The sequence below is a fragment of the Bifidobacterium apicola genome, from assembly GCF_042846865.1.
Taxonomy (GTDB): Bacteria; Actinomycetota; Actinomycetes; order Actinomycetales; family Bifidobacteriaceae; genus Bombiscardovia; species Bombiscardovia apicola.
This window is the reverse complement of the sequence record NZ_BAAFQQ010000001.1, coordinates 883606-901812: the sequence shown is the minus strand read 5'-3', so window position 1 is coordinate 901812 and position 18207 is coordinate 883606. Positions and strand designations below refer to the sequence as shown.

Genomic DNA, 18207 nt, shown 5'->3' with positions numbered 1-18207 from the left:
GCTGCCTTCTTTCGTACAATGACGGAGCGGGGGTCGTTCCAAGAGAGGGGATGCGGGTATGAGGATCAATGAGTTCGGGCAGCCCATTGGTGATGCGATTGCATTCGCTGGGGCCACGGTGCCGGAGCCTGTCGAGTTGGCTGGCAGAACCGTTCTGGCAGTGCCCTTGGGCGGAAACCAAGGCGATGCCTTCTATGAGCGGATTTTCGGTCCTGAATGCGACAGATCCATCATGACCTATAGCACTCATGATCTCTACCCTGATAGACCAGCATTCGACTCAGGATTCGCATCCATGGTTGCAAGCCAGGATCCTCGCTTTTTCGCTATTCTCCGCAAGCCATCTGGACCTGAATCTGGTGTTGGTCAGTCTGCGGACAGGAAGGATCCGGATATACGGGAGTATGTGAAGCTTCATGATTCGTCGAATCTGTTGGGCATGTATGCCTTGATGCGGATTCGGGCGGACATGGGAAGCGTTGAGATGGGCCATGTCATCTATACCAAGGACCTGCAGAAAAGCAGACAGGCAACCGAAGCCCAGTATCTGATGGCTCGGCATGTCTTCGAGGATTTGGGTTATCGCCGATATGAGTGGAAGTGCGACAGCCTCAACGCGCCCTCACGGTCGGCTGCGCTGAGGCTGGGATTCAAGGCTGAAGGCCGGTTCAGAAACGACATGGTCTATAAGGGCCGAACTCGCGATACGGATTGGTTTTCCATATTGGATAGTGAATGGCCGGCAGTGAAAGAGCGGTTGGAGACCTGGCTGGATGATGCCAATTTCGATGAGGATGGCAGGCAGAAGCGCCGTCTGCAAGATTGCTGAACTGTTGCTGATCTGAATGCAGTTTCTTATGATCGCACTGCTGCATCCTCGATAAAGCCAAAATAGGCATTCATGGCTCGGGCTGTGGGAGTGTCATTGCGGCGCATCAGTGCAAGCGGAGCCCCTTCAAACAGCACCTTGCCTCCATCGTTTCCAGCTCCTAAACCCATGTCGATTACCCAGTCGGCCTGACCTATGAAGCGCAGGTTATGTTCCATGGCGATGACAGTAAGACCTTTGTTGGCGATGAGGCTACGCAAGAGGGCAATCTGCTGCAGGATGTTGGATTCATGCAGGCCGCTGGTAGGCTCGTCCAAAATCAGGGTCTCATGAATTCCTTCCTTGAGCAGTTTGGCCAGTTTGAGGCGTTGCAGCTCGCCGCCCGAGAGCGTATCGAGGGCCTGCCCAATGGACAGGTAGGACAGCCCGACATCCTCCAGGGCCTGCATAGCTGGTCCCAGCACCTCACGATATTGGTGCATGGCCTCGCTGGCAGTCAGTTTCAGCACCTGGGCGATGTTAAGACCGCGGTATCTGGCGGACAGAGCCTGCGTTGAATATCTGGTTCCATGGCAGCTTTCGCAGACAGTGCTGGTATCACCCATGTAAGCAATATCCAGGGTGACGACTCCCTTGCCCTTGCAAACCGGACAGGCTCCAGCAGCGTTGAATGAGAAGAGTGAGGGGAAATTACCTGTAGCCTTGGCGAAGGCTTTGCGCAGCTGGTCGAAGACGCCCAAGTAGGTCAGCAAGTTGGAACGTCCGCTGGCCTTGATCGGCTTCTGATCCAGGAGTATGGCATCATGCTGAGCCATGAAGCCTTCCTTGATCAGGGTGCTCTTACCTGAGCCGGCCACTCCGGTCACCACAGTCAGCATATGCCTAGGTATCTTGGCGCGGGCTTCTCTGACGTTGTGGGCAGTGACCTTGTCTATTGCATAGAAGCCTTGTGCAGGCGCTGCCGGTTCGTTTACTATGCCTGGATCTGACAGGGCTCTGCCCGTGGCTGTGCCGCTTTCCAACAGAGACCGGTGGTCCCCCTCGAAGACGATCTGTCCGCCTTCCGTGCCTGCTCCTGGCCCCATGTCGACGATATGGTCGGCGATGGCGATGAGTTCAGGGTCATGATCCACGATTACCACCGTATTGCCCTTGTCCCGCAAACCTTTGAAGATTTTCCTGATCCCGGTCAGGTCATGGGGGTGCAAGCCAACACTGGGTTCGTCGAAGATGTAGAGCACGTCATTCAAGGGGCTGTTCAGACAGTTGGCGATTTTCAGACGCTGCGCCTCTCCTCCGGAAAGCGTAGATGTGCCGCGCTCCAGGCTCAAGTAGCCCAGACCAACCGTTATCAGGTTGGCTATCTTGCGTTTCAGGTCCTGCAGAATGGTCTCGGCCTGATTGCCGTGAATCTTCCCGAGCCAGTCCTGCAGGTCGGTCACGCTCATGGCGGAGCAGTCAGCTATGTTCAGTCCGGCGATCCTTGCTGAGCGGACCTTGGCGTTGACTCTGGTCCCCTGGCAGTCGGGGCACCGGGTGATTCGTGTAACCTCCTCCAGCTCATGCTGGTATTTGCCATTGCTCTGGTTGATGAAGGTCTTGGTGATTCGGGGCACCAATCCTTCATACATGGCCGTCTTGTGCCAGCTGGGGTCAGGGTGTGCCGGTTTTTGCTTCTTGCCATAGAGCAGGAGGTCAAGGTCGCTGCTGGTCCACTCCCGTAGGGGCAGATCGTTGTCAAAGTAGCCTGAATCCGTATATCTGGTCAGTCTCCAGCCGCCCGGCTGAAAGGTGGGAAAATTGATGGCTCCCTGGTTCAGCGAGAGACCCATGTTCAGCAGGCGATCAAGCACCAGACTGTGCACGGTTCCCAGGCCTTGGCAGTTCGGACACATCCCCGCAGGATTGTTGAAGGAATAGGTCATGGAGTACCCGATGAAGGGCTGGGCCATGCGAGAGAACAGCAGGCGTAGGGCAGTATAGATATCGGTGTAGGTGCCCACGGTTGAGCGGGCATTGCCCGAGAGCTGCTTCTGGGTTACGACAATGGAGAAGGGCAGGTTGTCGATGCGCGCGACTTCTGCAGGTTCATACTTGGGCAAGAGTTGCTGAATGTAGGAGCTGTAGCTGCGGTTGATCATGCGCTGTGATTCGGCAGCCAGCGTGGAAAACACGAGAGACGACTTTCCTGAACCCGACAGGCCGGTGACCACGGTGATGGCTCTCTTGGGTATAGCCAGCGAGACTTGCTTGAGGTTGTGCGTGGATGCCCGATCAATAAAAATGCACTCGGTCCTCATCGGGCAATTCGCTCCTGGCGCAGCTTGGCGATGAGCCTGTTGGCAAGAGCAGTGAACTCTTTTTGTTCGTCTTCGGACCAGACTTGTCGGGCATCCTCCTCAAGGGTTTTATGCTGTTGATCGATGATGTCAAGCATGTCCCGGCCATCCTGGGTCAGATTGGTCTCCAGCTCTCGCCGGTCGTGGGCGTCAGGCACCTGCCTGATGTATCCGAGATCGCGCAGAGTGCTGAGGTTCTTGGAGACCTTGGATCGGGTTATGCCGAGTCGCTGACCAATCTGTGAGGGCATGAACGCTCCCGTGCGTAGAACAGTCAGGATGTCGAACTGCTGCCAGGTGATATTTCCCGGGTTGACCCTGTTGCGCTCTGCCACGAATTCGCACTGCAGATACATGAGAGCGTTGTAAAGAGGGGAAGGCCGATTTGATTTCATAATGAAAACTATATCATATTGGAAACTATCTATCTCTTAGATAGTTAGATATGCTCTGAATTCGGTATTGTCCGACTGTAGCGGACCGATGAATTCAGGTCTCAGGAGGTTTAATATCTGCCTTGTTTTGCTGAAAGAGGACAAGATGTTTCATGGAACGCTTAACTGGATTTTCCTGTGCAAAGGACCCTTTTCCATGCCTTCATTGTTGCTCGAAAGAGCCTCTTGCATGAGAGTGGGCGTGTGTTTGCCTGGTGGATCTCTTGATGCGGTTTAGCGATTCCCTGTGTCGGTTGCCCCAAGGTAAACGAGGTCTGCTGGACTAAAAGCTCGTGATTTGTTGACAGCGGCGGCGGGATGAAGTGTCAACTTATCACCCTACCGGTATTGCTCAGCCAGTCGGCTATGCAGAACGACGATACTGACACCTAGATGCTAGGCAAGCCAACATGTCCACCGGTCGGAGAGGCTGAGCTATGACTCTTCATTTGCTTGAACCCTCCTGTATTAAGAACGTTGTCGGACAGGTTTCTGCACTTCTTTGATTTGACAGCAAGTCTTTCTTCATCAATAATGTAGCATGCTACATTTTAGAGGGGCGGTATCTTTTGGAGCTCTCGGAGAAGCGGCCAGAGGGGCTGGTCAAAATAGCCAACACCCTGCTGGAAAAGCACATGAATGAGTGCGTGCGGAGCATCTTTCCCAATCTGACTGGTCCCCAATTTGTCATGGTCTATTACCTGTATGAGCATGAGGGCCTGGAGGTGACGCAGAAGACGGTGGGCGACAGGTTCCGTTTGAGCCATCCCACGGTTCGGGGAGTTGTCAAACGGCTGGTCAAGGCAGGATGGTTGACGGCAAAGCCTCAGACTGATGACCGACGTCAGATGGTTCTTGAGCTTACCGGACATGCGCGCAATGAGCTGGATGCCCACCAGGTCGAGATCCGGCATGCATTGGAGGCCACGGGCAAGCTTGCCTTGAAAGGGTTCGATGAGCAGGAGAGCAGACAGCTAGTCGGCTACCTGGAACGAATCATTAGAAACATGGAATCCTGATCTGCTTTTAGTTGGATCACGTAGGCTTCGGACCGTGTCGGTGAAGGACAGGGAGGATGCGGTATGAATAAGGACAGCGGCGAAGGGGAAGGCAGCCAAGGCGGGGCTGAGGGAAATCGTACTGCGATGATGGGCACGCTTTTGGCAGGGGCCTTCCTGGCCTTGATGGCGGAGACTTTCCTTAACAATGCTCTGCCTACCATTATGACAGAATTCCATGTGTCCCAATCCACCGCACAGTGGCTGAGCACCTCCTATCTGCTGGTCGTGGGGCTGATGATACCTGTATCGGCTTGGGTGTTTTCTAACTTCCGGTCCAAGCACACCTTCATGGCCATGATGGCTATTTTTTTGACTGGCTCCCTGGTTTGTATCTTCTCCGAAGGGCATTTCCCGCTGCTGTTGGTGGGCAGAATCATCCAGGCTGTGGCCGCTGGATCGCTGATGCCTTTCATTCAGAATGTGGTACTGCTGCTTTTCCCGCCTGACAGGCGCGGTGTGGCCCTTGGCGTGGTGGGTCTGGTGGTGGCCTTGGGTCCCACGGTTGGCCCCACGCTCTCGGGGTTTGTTTTGGAGCACTGGTCCTGGAGGGCCTTGTTTGTGCTGCTTGCCGCCTTGAGTGCCGCGATCCTGGTGGCGTCGTTTTTCCTGGTCTACACGGTCAACCGCCAGGTGAGAACCCGGCTGGACGTGCCTTCCGTGGTATATTCCTGCCTAGGTTTCGGGCTCATTCTTTATGCCCTGTCCGCCATAGGGGACGCGGGTGGTGCGTCAGTGCTTGACTTGGGATTGCTGCTTGCTGGCGTGCTGGTAGTAATCCTCTTCTGCCGGCGCCAGCTGCGTCTGGAGTCGCCGCTGGTGAATTTGCGTGTTTTCACGAACGCTACTTTCAACCTGACCAGTCTGCTCAGCACCTTGAGCAACATTGCCATGGTAGGGGTGGAGCTTGTGCTTCCCCTGTACCTCCAGAATACGCGCGGGTCAAGCGCGCTCACCTCTGGTCTGGTCATGCTGCCGGGAGCCATTGTCATGGGCATATTCAACCCTCTCTCTGGTCTGATCTATCAAAGAATCGGAGCGAGGAAGATTTCCCTTTTGGGGTACACGGTGCTGCTGGCCGGAACCTTGCCGATGATATGGTTTGGCACCACTACCAGTCTTATTGTGATCGCCTCCTCTTATGCTCTGCGCCTGGCAGGAGTGGCACTGGTCATGATGACCACTTTCACCGAGGGCATCAACGCACTGCCCGCAGAACTCACAGCCCACGGCAACGCTGCTGCTTCGACTGTCCGCCAGGTGGGAGGCTCGCTGGGTACAGCTGCAGCCATGATGATCGTCACCATCGGCGCTCAGCGCGGCAGTCTCAGCGGAGCCACTCCAGCCCAAGCTCTCGACCAGGGCTACCAGTGGGCCTTCATCTTCCTTATGCTCGTAGCCCTAATCGGCCTGTGTGCCTCGCTTTTCCTTAAGCGGCATAAAACTGAGAATGAGTAAGAAAGATATCTTTTCGCTTTCAAAGCAGGGGCCATTGCTGACAGCGATTGGCTCATAATGCCAACGAGCAGGGATACATACATCGGTCATAATTTGATACTTAAAACTCTTGGAAACGCCAACTGCATAATTGCATAATGCGAACAGGATTCTGGATCGGCGAAGAGAACCTTTGTTGCCGGAGAATACAAGAATTAAGAGATTCATTGCAGATCCTCAGACACGTATGCATAAGTGACGACGAAAATAAGGGAATTAACTTATCCATCGTCTTTTGTAGCATTTGGCAGCCCTTTTCGGACCCAGACTGCTTCTCGGGCACAGACCAGCAACATCCTGAATAACTCAAGCCCGAAGAGATACCAGAATCCGTCAAGCAGGGAAATGCTGAGGACGTAGAAAACGACTATTGTGCAGGGCAAGGCCAGGAATTCGACAAGGAAGAGAAAAGCGTTATCCAATACTGGGCGAAGGAAGCCCTCGGTAATCGAATCAGTTATGCTCTTGCAGGCGATATATCCCAAAAAGGGCAGAACGATTACATGCACCTGCGACCACACCCTTGTGCTGATGCCTGGTTGCATCAAAGGTATGACGCTTATATAGATGTACGAAATGCAAACTGATATGACGCCGATCATCACATTCGCAGAGCGCATAACCTGCAGTCTACTGTGGACGTACTCAGGGCTTAGCCCAGAAGAGGCGCCTATCAGCCTAGCGACCAGAACCGCCAGTGATTTTGTATATGCCTCAGTGGGAATAAGGATGATGTACACGGCATTGTTCAATAACGCATATGCAGTATATGCGGAAATATCGAGTCTGCCGAAGCTTGAAGAGATGATGATGGTGGATATGTTCCACAGCAATACTGAAAGGCCAAGCGGCACGCACTGCTTCGTATAGGATTTCCACGAGTATTCATAGGCATATCCCCTGCCGGAAACCGATCCACGCATCTTATGCAAGAGCGTGAAAAGCAACATTGCGACTCTTGCTATTTTTGATAGCAGCATTCCCAAGATGATGGCAAAAATGCCCAGATGCATGCAGAAAAGGAAGAAGACCGAAGCTGACAGTTTAATCGCGAATTCACAGATGTAGATAGATAATACTTTCCTCTGCTCTCTCATATTCTGAAGGGCATATTCTGCCACCGTGCCCAAGGTGCTTATGGCAAATGCGACCGTGGCCCACCTGACATAGGTGGTCATCATGTCTGCGGCATCCGGATTATGAATCATTGCAAAAGACACGGTTTGCGATGTTATGAAGAGTCCCGAACCCACGATCAAAACAAGAGCACCGGTAAAGATGAAACATCTCGATATGGCAGTGCGTATCTCTGATCTTCGGCCTGCTCCTTCAAGTCTGCCGACTATAGTCCCGCAGACGTAAGCTGGACACGTTATCAGGGCTTCATACAACCAGATGACTTGAGAACCTGCCGAGACGGCTGACACCTCGTGTTCGCCGACAAAGCCGAGCAGGAAGGAGTCGCAATAGAACATGACGTTAAAGAGAATGCTCTGAAATAACAGGGGGACTCCAATGGCCGCATTGCGTAGGCATGTTTTGATAGTGTTGCTCATGCGTCTAATCCCCGCTCCGCCCCGGTCTCGAACCTCACGGGGAAGCGACCGGTGATTCGCTTGAGTAAGCCCACCTGCTGCAAAGATGCACGGGTGCCAACTTGTAACTGATGACGGGCCTGAGTGTATCCTCGCCTGCATTTGCAGTAAGTCTTCAAAGATATGGCCCTGAACTTTCTTTGTCTCGCCCATGCTCGCAGCGTCTGGTCGCCTCCGGACATCACTGTCTTGCGAGGCACTTAGGTGATGAGGCCTCTTCTGGCAACAAGACTGTCTAGCTCACTATATTAAACGAACGGATAAGATCAAACAAAGTGGAAGATCAGGGGATCGATAGCGCAAAGGATGACAATACCGATATTCTGCATACAAAAAGAGTCTTGGGCCACTGTCCAAGACTCCGCTGGCGGAGGATACGAGATTCGAACCGCAGCCGCCGTTCTCGGCTTGGCTCAGACATTTTGAAGATGCCGCTTAAGTGTTCGGTCGCTTGATTCGCTGCTCTGACGACGTGTCATGATGTGTTGAAACGGGGCTTTGCTTTATGGATTTCTGGTTAGCAGAGCAACCTCAACCTGTGGGCATGGTCGATACTTTGGAAGCCAAAGGCGGGGAGGAATTTGTCCAATTTCCTGAGCACTGCCAAGCATGTAGTGGAGCGATAACTTCCGCAGTTATACAGCATCGGTAAGGAAGATATGTTTGTGATGGTATTCGATAAATTCATGGGAGGGTCGACTGATCGATGGCAACGTGATTCTCTGGTCTTCGAAGGCATAGAGCCATTGATCGTTAATCTGTGAATGCCTCACCTTGTCGTGGTTGACCATGATGCGGTAACCGTCGTCGATGGAGATGAGCCCTTGGTCAAATGCTCGGTCGTGGAATGCATTGAGCAGCAGACCATTCGATGCGGCGGTTTTCTCGGTCGGGGTTGATGCTTTCCAGGGTTTGATATGGCTGGCAATCAGCATCGAAGGTATCTGCATGCCGGTGATGCAGCATGTGCACTGGTAGTTCAAAAGCAGTGAATTACGGAAGTACGACTGGTTAATCCGCTGAATCGTGGTCGCTTCGCGCTCGCCGCCTTCGGGATTGTGTCTGTCAAGCAGCAGTTTTGTTGCGGTTTCGAGCGTGGAATATCGGTCAGAGGCCAATGGTGCTGGGTGGAAATGTTGTTTGTTCGCTTGCAGGAGTGCGTGTTGGAGCAAATCGAGACATTCCGCCATGAAGGCATCGGATTTTCCGCGTACCATTGCCAGACTTGGGAATCCAGCTTGCTGCCATGCATCATGCCCGCCTTGCCTTGGGCCCTCCGATTGACATCATAGGCCGCGATGTTCCAAATTTTCAAAGCAACTGAGTCGGGTGTACGGTGCAGGAATGAAGCCAGACGTTGCACGTCTAGTCCATTGTCGTCACACTCTCTAGGTTCAAGCACGATGTACAAGGCAAACGCCATCATCGTTTCTTCGCGCGACCAGTTGCGACGGCTTGATGCGACATTGACGTTCGTTGCCATACTCCCAGGATACTAGGCCGTTAAGTTTCTGGGATGCGTATCTGCGATAATTTTGAAGTCTGTAAAGGGGAACTGCGAATTACAAGCGAGGGAAGTGCTGGTTGACTGTTTGCAGACGTTCCAATTGCTGTTTTATTCTGGCTATATCGATTTGTTCTGTGTGCACTGTGGAGAGAGAGGGGCGGATGACAAGGGAGTTGGAGCTTTCGCCACGGCATGGCAGCGATTTGATCTCTGCCGAGTACTCGCTGGAGCTTGTAAAAGACAAAGGTATAGAGGATGGAATCAGCACCGCTAAAGCGAACGACGATTTTGGTGACGGAATCTATGTGGAGTCCATTGAAGAAGATGTCACAGGTGACCGTGCGCAAGATGATGGGCAGTTTGATTACAAGATGGCTGCAGCTTGTGGAGTGGTTGCCGGCTTATGCGATTCGGTTTTTGTCGGCAAGTTCTCTTTGGGCGGGGCGAACAAGTGGGGTACGAAGAAAGTCGAAGAATTCGTTGTTTGGGTGGCAAAGCATCATTCTGGTTTTAGAGGAGAGTCCCTGCATGATGCGATTCACTTCCTGGAAGAAAGATACCCATTTGTCGGCGATAAGTACACAGCCGAATTTGGCGGTGGTTTGCAACATCATCTCAGGGATTTTTCTCACCACTTCTCCCTTGGAGGATTGGTGTTTTCGATACTTACGCAAGTTACCGGAAAGGTATACGGCACCAATCAGTACGGAGATTTCATAGCGGTCCCGGTGGAGGAGCAATGGTGTAAGGAAGGACTGATCGGCGATAATCTCAGCGAAAAACTGTTCTTAGGCACGGCGCGATGGTTCTTGCACATGGCATCAGATATGGCAGGGTCAAGTTCGAATCCCGGTCAGGGCACGGGAATACCCGGACCTTTTCTTTCTATCATTAAGGAACTGTCCGTCTTGCCTGTGTTCAAAAATGCCATGGATTCTGGCATGGGGGCACGCAAGTTCATCTCCAAGATGTTCAATGGGACCTTATTTGCGCAAGTTAATGATGAAGGTCGTAAAGTGCCTCTTAGGTTCGACCTGCGAACTGAAATCGGAGTTGTGCATGAACTGGTGCCGCAGGCGCTTCCAGTGCTGCTGAATGAATGCCTGACGCGGTGTTGCTATTTTCTTCGTCATCTTTGTCTGGAGATGAAAAACAATGAGGTCCGCACTTTGATCGACTTGGCGCAGTTGGACAAGGGCAGGATCCTTCCATACAATAACCCCAGAGTCGTTCGTATGGTATCCATTGCCTCGGCCACCTTTACTGCGGTGGATCTAGCAGATGCTGGTATCCGGGCTGCCTTGGTCAGGTTTAGGGGAAGCAAGGTACTTGCTGGCAAGGAGTTCTTGCTGAGAGTCAACTACGTAGGTGTGACTCGTCTGGTTTTCGCCATAGGAGTGGATGTCAAAACGGTATGGGAGCGAAGAACAAGTCACAGGCTGCGGCAGCAGAATGACAAAGCGACCGATCGGCTAACGATGGAAATGCTCTCATTGAAGCCGGAGCATCTGTCTGTTCTGTTTTCGATAGAACGACTGGCTCTTTATGAGGACATAGATCGAAGTAAGGCAGCAGATCGAGGTGAAAAAGAAGAGTGGCTTGACAAATGGTCTGAAAATCTACCTGCAGGCTGTGATTTTCTTAATCGCGGGCAAGTGAAGCAAAGGATTGAAGAGCTTGTTGCACGAAACGGAACCACGTGGCAAGCGCTGGTTCTGATTGAACTCGCACGGTTTGTCCCGTATGCCTCATATCGCTCTGAAATGAAACCAGGGAATTCTGGTGGAGAGTCAGGCTCTTCGGACAAGAGGGCCAGGCACCTCAAATTTGATTCGAGGGTTCTTGAAGAACTATGGAGTGATGTAAGCGGCGATTTGGATAAATCCCCTGTGCAGGAGACCGCTAAGGCACTAAATAAGAATGCCGGCTTATTGGATGGTAGCCGGACCAGGAAAATCGTTGGTGTTGCAGGAACTGCCGCGGTTGCGGTCGCTACGGGAGGTGCGGCGTTTACACTAGCACCAGTCATAGCGCCGGTTCTCGCGGGATCGGCTGCTGCGGGTCTATCTGGTGCTGCTCTTACCAGTGCGAGCCTTGCTGCGGTTGGCGGTGGTGCATTGGCTGCTGGAGGTCTCGGTATGGCAGGCGGCACAGCCTTAATCGCTGGTGGCGGCGCAGTGTTGGGTTTGGTTGGCGGTAGTGGTGTAACTGCTGCCGCTTCGCTTCTCACTGATCCCAAAGGTGCGTTTGCTCTCGACGAATGTTCTAAGCTCCTCACATTTTGCCAATCCGACTTTGCCCGAGCTGATATGAGACGAGAGACGGTTGACCGGATGCGACAAGACTTGCTCGATCAGATTGAACGCACGGAAATTCAACAGGACGTACTCTCTATGCGTTCTGACGATAAGGACTTGGATAAGGCTGAGAGGAAAGAAGCCAGGAAAGAGCTATCGGGTCTTAAGAAGAGCTTGGGTTACATGCGTAACTGCGAAAAGGAACTGTCGAAACTGATTAATCAAAAAGTCGCTCAAAGGAGACTGCGATAGCCGCAAAAGGCGACATCGGATTGGCTTGATCAATGATGGAGCTGGAGCGGGAATCATGCCGAGATGTGCACACATGGGTTCTGTGGATTGTCGTCCTGGGGAATGCGGGGAATGTCCCTAGTTAAAGTCTTGTTTCGCTTTTTGGTATTCCAGAACACTGATCGGCTTTGGAAACGCTAAGGGGTTCCAGTTCTCTCCGTTGTCTGACTGTTTTTTGAAGCGTAGTTTTCACTGAATTCAGTTAATCTTTACCAGAATTCAGTGAAAGAGCATATAATTCAGTTAAGGCCAGTGATGTAGAACAGGTGGTGGGCGACGAATGGCGTGTGAGTACGGCAAGGAGACTTTGTCCAAGGAATTCAAAAGTGATCTCAAGGGCTTGCCGGACTCCGAATTAGTAGAAGCAGTTGTTGCCTTGGCCAATACGGATGGCGGATGCTTGTACTTGGGTGTTGAGGATGATGGCACGCCTACCGGTGCACAGCAAAAGCATCAGGATCCAGTAGGAATGGCTGCGATGATTGCCAATAAGACCGTGCCGCCGATATCGGTTCGTGCGCAATTGGTTGGCAATGACATCGCGGTTGTTCAGGTCGAGGTGCCTAAGGCGCAGAGTGTGGTATCAACAAAGTCGGGTAAGATTCTCCGTCGCATGATGAAAGTGGATAACACGCCTGAAAGCGTGCCCATGTATCCGTATGAGTTTGCAACTCGTCTTTCGGATCTGGGCAGGCTTGACTATTCCGCTCAGCCGGTGAGGGGATCGACTCGGGAAGATTTTGACCCGTTGGAGCGCGATCGTCTGCGCAGGATCATCGCTTCCTATCAATCCGGTGATCAGAATCTTCTTGAGCTTTCGGATGAGGATATGGAGAAATCGCTGCGCCTTGTCGTATCGGTCGGCGGGGATTTGACTCCAACTTTTGCCGGCTTGCTGCTCATTGGCAACGAAGGAGCATTGCAACGGTTCGTTCCGACGAATGAAGCGGCTTTCCAAGTTCTTAGCGGCACTGACATCAAGGTGAACCAGACGTACCGTGGCCCTTTGCTCAAGACCATAGAGCAAATATCCGCGTCGTTTAAGCCGTGGAATCCGGGAACAGAACTGAATGTGGGTCTATTCTCCTCAATGGTCCCTGAGTTTGACGAAAGGGCTTTCCGAGAGGCTTTGGTTAATGCATTTGGCCACAGGGACTATTCGGTTCTCGGGCGTGTGCGCGTATTGGTGGACGATGCGGGCTTGACCATTGCCAATCCCGGTGGGTTTGTGGAGGGCATCAATGTCCATAACCTGCTTACAGCTGAGCCACATGGGCGTAATCCATGTCTGATGGATGCATTAAAGAGAACCGGCCTCGCCGAACGCACTGGGCGTGGGATCGACCGCATTTTCGAAGGTGCCCTGAACTATGGCCGTCCTCTGCCTGATTATTCGAGATCCAACGGGCGTGGGGTGTCGGTGTTGTTGCCGCGCAGTGCGCCCGACAAGGCGTTTGTGGAGTTGCTGGCCGAGGAGCGTGAGCGTAGTGGCAAATCCATGTCTCTCGATGGGTTGCTTATTCTGGACAAGCTCAAGAGAGAGAGGCGCTGCAGCTTTGACGTGTTGTCAGAGTCGCTGGACATGAGCGATCAGCGTTTACGTACGGTTTTGGGACAACTGACTGAATCCGGTCTTATCGAAAGCGCCGGCACTGGGGCTCGTCGAACATATATGTTGGGCGCGAAAGTGTACCGACGTAGCGGCAAGGTGATGGAATACGTTCGCCAATCGGACATCGATAGGGTTCGGTACTCCGAATTAATCATCAAGCTGATCCATGAACAAAAATCGGTGAGTAGAAACGACGTGATGGAGCTGCTGCACCTTAGCGGGAATCAGGCGTATTACCAGTTGCGGAAGCTCGTTGATGAGGGTCGTATCAGAAAAGTTGGTAGTGGAAAACGTAAAGCACGGTACGAGGCGGTGTAGTGGATGAATCATTTAGGATATCAGTAATCAGGCTTACCTGAATTCAGTTATTTTTAACTGAATTCTGAAAAAACAGTATTCGTCTTGAGCCGCTTCTCAACATACTCGGCCGCATACTCGCGAAATGCGATCTTGCTTCCGATATTGGCGTTGCTAGGGACTTTCAGAGGAGCCTACGCAGTCAAGTTGATGAGGCACATGCCTTATTTAATCATGTCTTGGCCTGAGCCTCTTTCTCTTCATCGAAGTTCTTGTGGATGTGGACAGGATTTGTGCTTTGCGAAGTGCATGCCACGGTAATCAACCCCAGCTGCCACAGTCGGATGAACGACGACGTTTTTGGGCTGAGTGCTTGAGCGCTAAAACGATGCCGCTTAACTTACTCCAGATAAGGGGTCAAAAAGAGAGAAGACGGAGTAGGAACAATCTTTGAAGTGCCGCCAACAATGTTGCAATTCCGTCCTTTTAAGCAACAAAAAGGGATTTTTGGAAACCCAAAAATCCCTGCTGGCGGAGGATACGAGATTCGAACTCGTGAGGGCGTGAACCCAACACGCTTTCCAAGCGTGCGCCATAGACCACTAGGCGAATCCTCCAAGTGCTGCGAAAAGCCATTGGCCTTCGTAACGGCACAACAGAAAACTATAGCATAAGCAGTGGATCTTACTGCTCCTGGCGTGTGGAGTCATCGGAGCCCGATTGGCCCGGGCCCCAATGACCGATGTTCATAGCAGATACGGCAGCAACAGGCCCGTAATCCGGCGCCCAAGCCTTTGATAGCCTTCCTGGCTGTAGTGCAGGCCGTCAGGCATGAAGCGTTCATGTCCCTCAATGAAAGGGCTGATGCCGCTCTGTGCAAACAGGTCGATGACCGGGATGCAGTAGCTGGCGCATATTTCCTTCATCCTCTGCACATAGTCCTCCTGCATAAGGTTGCAGGCGTTGAGCTGACGGGTGTTGGGGTAGTTCTTGGTCGGGTGGACGAAGTTGTTCTGCGTGGCCGTAATGACGACCAGGTTCTGCGTGGGATACATCTTCAGCAGACCAGTCAGCATGATATTCAAGGCGCCGGAGAATGTATGGCTGTCCGTGCTGTTTTCCTCCCCCAGCGGTACATCGTGTTGGAAGTCGTTGACTCCACCGAAGACCACAACATCGTCTGCATCGGTATCCATCTGCTCGAACCGTTCGATGAAGGAATCGTCCCTGTCCTCGCAGACGGCGATCCGTGACCCGCAGATACCGTAGTTCCGCACCTCCTTGAAAGGTATGAGCCGCTGAAGGGTCTGGGTCCAGGAGATGCTTTGCCCCCCTGAATCCAGACCGTTATCGCCCCAGGTCGTCGAATCTCCGAAGCAGTTGATGATCTTGTCCTTGAAGTAATCCTCAGACAGCATCATGTCTTGTCTTATACCCCTTCTTCCCTTGCCTTGTCGGGTTTACTTCTGGAATTCGGCCTGGATTTCCTCCAGGGTCTTGCCGTTGGTCTCGGGCAGGACGTTCTTGGCGAACCATGCCATGATAAGGCAGAAGATGGCGAAGATGATGAAGGTCCATGTGGCTCCGATGCCGTTGAGCATGATCGGGAAGCCCTGTCCAACGAAGAAGGAAGCCAGGAACATGGTCAGGGAGCAGAGGGACTGTGCACGGCCGCGAATGCGGGTCGGGAACACCTCAGACATGATGACCCAGGCACCGCCGCCCCAGGAGAGCTCATAGAAGGCGGTGTGGGCGAGGATCCCGATGACGATCAGGATGTTCATGAGGGTGTTGAACTTGCCGATGGAGAAGAAGAGGGCCAGGGCCAGCAGGGCGCCTGCCATGGCCACAGCGCCCCAGGTCAGCAGCTTCTTGCGGCCCAGCTTGTCAATGTAGACCATGAAGATGGCCACAAAGATGATCTTGACCACGCCGATGCCGATGGTTTCGATCAGTGAGGCGTTGGCGCCGATGCCGGTCTTCTGGAAGATGATGGGAGCGTAATACCCGACGGCTATGGTGCCGGTGAGCTGCTGGAAGGCGGCTGCCAAGAGTGCGATGAGCAGAGCGAAGCGGATGCCGGGCTTGAAGAGTTCGCTGAAGAGGCCCTTCTGTTCGGTCTGGACCGTCTTGCTGATCAGGTCAACCTCGTCCTTTGCGGATTTGGCACCGTTCATGCGGGTCAGAACCTTCATGGCCGTATCGGTGCGACCTTTTTCGATCAGGTAGCGCGGGCTCTCGGGAATGATGGGCGTCAGAACGAAGAAGATGATGGCGGGAACCATGCCAGAGCCGAACATGAACCGCCATCCCCAGGCGTTGTTCCAGTCAGGCGGGTTCAGATTAGCGATGGTGGCATTGACTATGTAGACCACGGTCATGCCGATGGCGAAGGCCAGCTGGTTGGCGCTGACAAGAGTCCCGCGGATTCTGGCTGGTGCGACTTCGGAAATATAGAGCGGGACGATGGTCGAGGCCATGCCGATGGCGATGCCGGATAGGATGCGGCCGATGATCAGTACTGTCACCGTGGGCGAGACGGCCATGGTCAGGCTGGAGAGTGTGAAAAGGAGGCCCGCAACGACCATGACGGGTTTACGCCCTACGTGGTCGCTCATCCAGCCGGCGATCAGGCACCCGGCCATGGCTCCCAGAGCCAGTACGGCCGACACGAAACCTACCTGGGCCTGGGACAGCTTGAAATGTACCGAGAAGAAACTGATGGCACCGGATATGACGCCTTGGTCGTACCCGAAAAGCGAACCGCCAATGGCTGCTATCAGTACGACGAATATGACATATTTGGAACCGCTGGTTTCCTTTTGCTCTGAGTATCCTGTGCTCACGCTGACTCCTTTATCAGGCATACGCTTTTATACATTCATATGTGATATATCTGACAATTTTGAATTTCAGTAGTTGTTGCCAGACTTTGCACTGATAAAGGAGTCAGCGTGAACAGGGATTGAACAGTCCTACTTGATCTGGTCCATCGACAGGCCAAGGGCCTCGGCCACACGTTGACCGTAGTCGGGGTCGGCCTGGTAGAACTGCCTGGTTTCAAGAACCTGGATCTCCTGGTCATCGACAGTGCCCAGGGTGTTCTTGATGGTCTGTATCAGGCGGTCTTTCTCCTCCGGGCTCATCAGCCTATAGAGACGGCCGGCCGCGGAATAGTAGTCATTGTCATAGGGGCGGGAGTACTCGGTCTGCCCTTGGACGGCATCGCCATGCATGCGGGCATCGTTGTCCTCCACAGGGCCGCCCTTGCTGTTGGGCTCGTAGTTGACTGATCCATCCTGCCCCTGGGACATGAACCCATCACGCTCGTAGTTGTGGACCTCATTGACCGGGCGGTTGATCGGCAGCTGCTCGTAATTGGCGCCCAGACGGTAACGCTCGGCGTCCTTGTATCCAAATAGCCTGCCCTGCAGCAGCTTGTCGGGCGATGGCTCGATGCCGGGGACGAAGTTGGCAGGGGAGAAGGCTGCCTCTTCCACATCATCGAAATAGTTGGTCGGGTTGGTGTCCAGCACGAACTCGCCTATTTCAATGCGCGGATAGTCCTTCTTGGAGACCACCTTGGTCACGTCGAAGATATCGTCCTTATAGTCCAAGCCCTCCTGATAGGGCAGGATCTGTACGCAGACCTTCCACTTGGGGTAGTCGCCCCGGTCGATGGCATCGTAAAGATCGTGCAGGAGGAAGTCCGTGTCCTCGGAGGCAACCTTGGCGGCGGTCTCATCGGTCATGTTCTTCACGCCCTGCTCGCTCAGGAAGTGGTACTTGACCCAGAACTGCTCGCCCTTCGCATTGACCCACTTGAAGGTGTGGCTTCCATAGCCGTTCATGTTCCGGTAGCTGGCAGGGTTGCCCCTGTCGCCCATCAGATAGGTGACCTGGTGCACAGACTCGGGGGAGTGCGACCAGAAATCCCACTGCATCTCCTGGCTGCGCAGGTGGGTGGCCGGGTCGCGCTTCTGCGAGTGGATGAAGTCGGGGAACTTCAGGGGGTCGTTGACGAAGAATATGGGGGTGTTGTTGCCCACCACGTCGTAGTTGCCCTCCTGCGTGTAGAAGCGCAGGGCGAAACCGCGCACGTCACGCAGGGTGTCGGGATAGCCGGATTCGCCGGCCACCTGGGAGAAGCGCAGCAGAATGGGCGTGGTCTTGCCGGCTCCGTTGAATACGTCGGCCTTGGTGTAGGCGCTCATGTCCTTGGCCAAGGTGAAAGTCCCCTTGGCTCCGGCTCCCTTGGCGTGGACTACGCGCTCTGGTATGCGCTCTCGGTTGAAGTGGGCCAGCTTTTCGAGGAGCTGGTAGTCCTGCATGAGGATGGGTCCGCGGGTGCCCGCTGTCTGACTATGGTTATTGTCTGCCCAGGGCTGCCCTTCGTTGGTAGTGAGTTTGTCGTTCATATCTGCTCGATTCCTCTGACATCTATAATGTTC

The 18207-nt window shown here is 53.4% G+C and carries 12 protein-coding genes and 1 tRNA gene; 5 read left to right on the top strand and 8 right to left on the bottom strand.

All coding sequences use genetic code 11. The annotated features are described in order from the left end of the window. The first annotated feature begins 58 nt into the window (after positions 1-58). Positions 59-829: a GNAT family N-acetyltransferase gene (locus tag ACGG9J_RS03830; protein ID WP_390133770.1), complete on the top strand. Its 771-nt coding sequence runs from the start codon at positions 59-61 to the stop codon at positions 827-829. A 26-nt stretch (positions 830-855) separates the two neighbouring features. On the opposite strand, the gene ACGG9J_RS03825 is transcribed toward ACGG9J_RS03830, so the two are convergent. Both ACGG9J_RS03825 and ACGG9J_RS03820 read right to left on the bottom strand, forming a co-directional pair. Beyond that, positions 856-3129: an ATP-binding cassette domain-containing protein gene (locus ACGG9J_RS03825; RefSeq protein ID WP_390133768.1), complete on the bottom strand. Its 2274-nt coding sequence runs from the start codon at positions 3127-3129 to the stop codon at positions 856-858. Next, the gene (locus tag ACGG9J_RS03820; protein WP_390133766.1) at positions 3126-3503 is read right to left on the bottom strand and encodes a MarR family winged helix-turn-helix transcriptional regulator; all 378 of its coding nucleotides are present in this window, start codon (positions 3501-3503) and stop codon (positions 3126-3128) included. Before ACGG9J_RS03820 ends, ACGG9J_RS03825 begins: the two co-directional genes overlap by 4 nt. A gap of 668 nt (positions 3504-4171) precedes the next feature. On the opposite strand from ACGG9J_RS03820, the gene ACGG9J_RS03815 reads away from it, so the two are divergent. Together ACGG9J_RS03815 and ACGG9J_RS03810 are read left to right on the top strand one after the other, a co-directional pair. Next, positions 4172-4621 (top strand): MarR family winged helix-turn-helix transcriptional regulator, encoded by a 450-nt coding sequence (locus tag ACGG9J_RS03815; protein ID WP_313837173.1) that lies wholly within the window; start codon positions 4172-4174, stop codon positions 4619-4621. A 63-nt stretch (positions 4622-4684) separates the two neighbouring features. Further along, on the top strand, positions 4685-6118 hold the full coding sequence (locus ACGG9J_RS03810; protein ID WP_390133764.1) for an MDR family MFS transporter: 1434 nt from the start codon (positions 4685-4687) through the stop codon (positions 6116-6118). Positions 6119-6378: 260 nt separating this feature from the next. On the opposite strand, the gene ACGG9J_RS03805 is transcribed toward ACGG9J_RS03810, so the two are convergent. Next, on the bottom strand, positions 6379-7713 hold the full coding sequence (locus tag ACGG9J_RS03805) for an MATE family efflux transporter (RefSeq protein ID WP_390133762.1): 1335 nt from the start codon (positions 7711-7713) through the stop codon (positions 6379-6381). 674 nt (positions 7714-8387) lie between these two features. Continuing rightward, a complete protein-coding gene (locus tag ACGG9J_RS03800) occupies positions 8388-8969 on the bottom strand; it encodes an HNH endonuclease (protein ID WP_390133760.1) in 582 nt (193 codons plus the stop codon). 451 nt (positions 8970-9420) lie between these two features. On the opposite strand from ACGG9J_RS03800, the gene ACGG9J_RS03795 reads away from it, so the two are divergent. Then, complete coding sequence (locus ACGG9J_RS03795) at positions 9421-11808, top strand: hypothetical protein (RefSeq protein ID WP_390133757.1); 2388 nt, start codon at positions 9421-9423, stop codon at positions 11806-11808. Between the two features lie 346 nt (positions 11809-12154). After that, positions 12155-13777 carry an ATP-binding protein gene (locus ACGG9J_RS03790; RefSeq protein ID WP_458859752.1) on the top strand — a complete coding sequence of 541 codons (1623 nt, stop codon included), beginning with the start codon at positions 12155-12157 and terminating at the stop codon, positions 13775-13777. 508 nt (positions 13778-14285) lie between these two features. Here the strand turns inward: ACGG9J_RS03790 and ACGG9J_RS03785 are convergent. From ACGG9J_RS03785 to ACGG9J_RS03770, 4 genes are all read right to left on the bottom strand, one after another. Continuing rightward, positions 14286-14373: transfer RNA gene (locus ACGG9J_RS03785), tRNA-Ser, on the bottom strand. 129 nt (positions 14374-14502) lie between these two features. Continuing rightward, complete coding sequence (locus ACGG9J_RS03780; protein ID WP_390133753.1) at positions 14503-15177, bottom strand: SGNH/GDSL hydrolase family protein; 675 nt, start codon at positions 15175-15177, stop codon at positions 14503-14505. 39 nt (positions 15178-15216) lie between these two features. Next, positions 15217-16602: a sugar porter family MFS transporter gene (locus ACGG9J_RS03775; protein ID WP_390133751.1), complete on the bottom strand. Its 1386-nt coding sequence runs from the start codon at positions 16600-16602 to the stop codon at positions 15217-15219. A gap of 129 nt (positions 16603-16731) precedes the next feature. After that, on the bottom strand, positions 16732-18174 hold the full coding sequence (locus ACGG9J_RS03770; RefSeq protein WP_390133749.1) for a catalase: 1443 nt from the start codon (positions 18172-18174) through the stop codon (positions 16732-16734). Positions 18175-18207 lie beyond the last annotated feature (33 nt).

Coding starts and splice junctions, on each gene's coding strand:
- ACGG9J_RS03780 (WP_390133753.1), bottom strand. CDS start 15,177: ATGATGCTGTCTGAGGATTACTTCAAGGACAAGATCATCAACTGCTTC.
- ACGG9J_RS03805 (WP_390133762.1), bottom strand. CDS start 7,713: ATGAGCAACACTATCAAAACATGCCTACGCAATGCGGCCATTGGAGTC.
- ACGG9J_RS03770 (WP_390133749.1), bottom strand. CDS start 18,174: ATGAACGACAAACTCACTACCAACGAAGGGCAGCCCTGGGCAGACAAT.
- ACGG9J_RS03800 (WP_390133760.1), bottom strand. CDS start 8,969: ATGGTACGCGGAAAATCCGATGCCTTCATGGCGGAATGTCTCGATTTG.
- ACGG9J_RS03830 (WP_390133770.1), top strand. CDS start 59: ATGAGGATCAATGAGTTCGGGCAGCCCATTGGTGATGCGATTGCATTC.
- ACGG9J_RS03795 (WP_390133757.1), top strand. CDS start 9,421: ATGACAAGGGAGTTGGAGCTTTCGCCACGGCATGGCAGCGATTTGATC.
- ACGG9J_RS03810 (WP_390133764.1), top strand. CDS start 4,685: ATGAATAAGGACAGCGGCGAAGGGGAAGGCAGCCAAGGCGGGGCTGAG.
- ACGG9J_RS03825 (WP_390133768.1), bottom strand. CDS start 3,129: ATGAGGACCGAGTGCATTTTTATTGATCGGGCATCCACGCACAACCTC.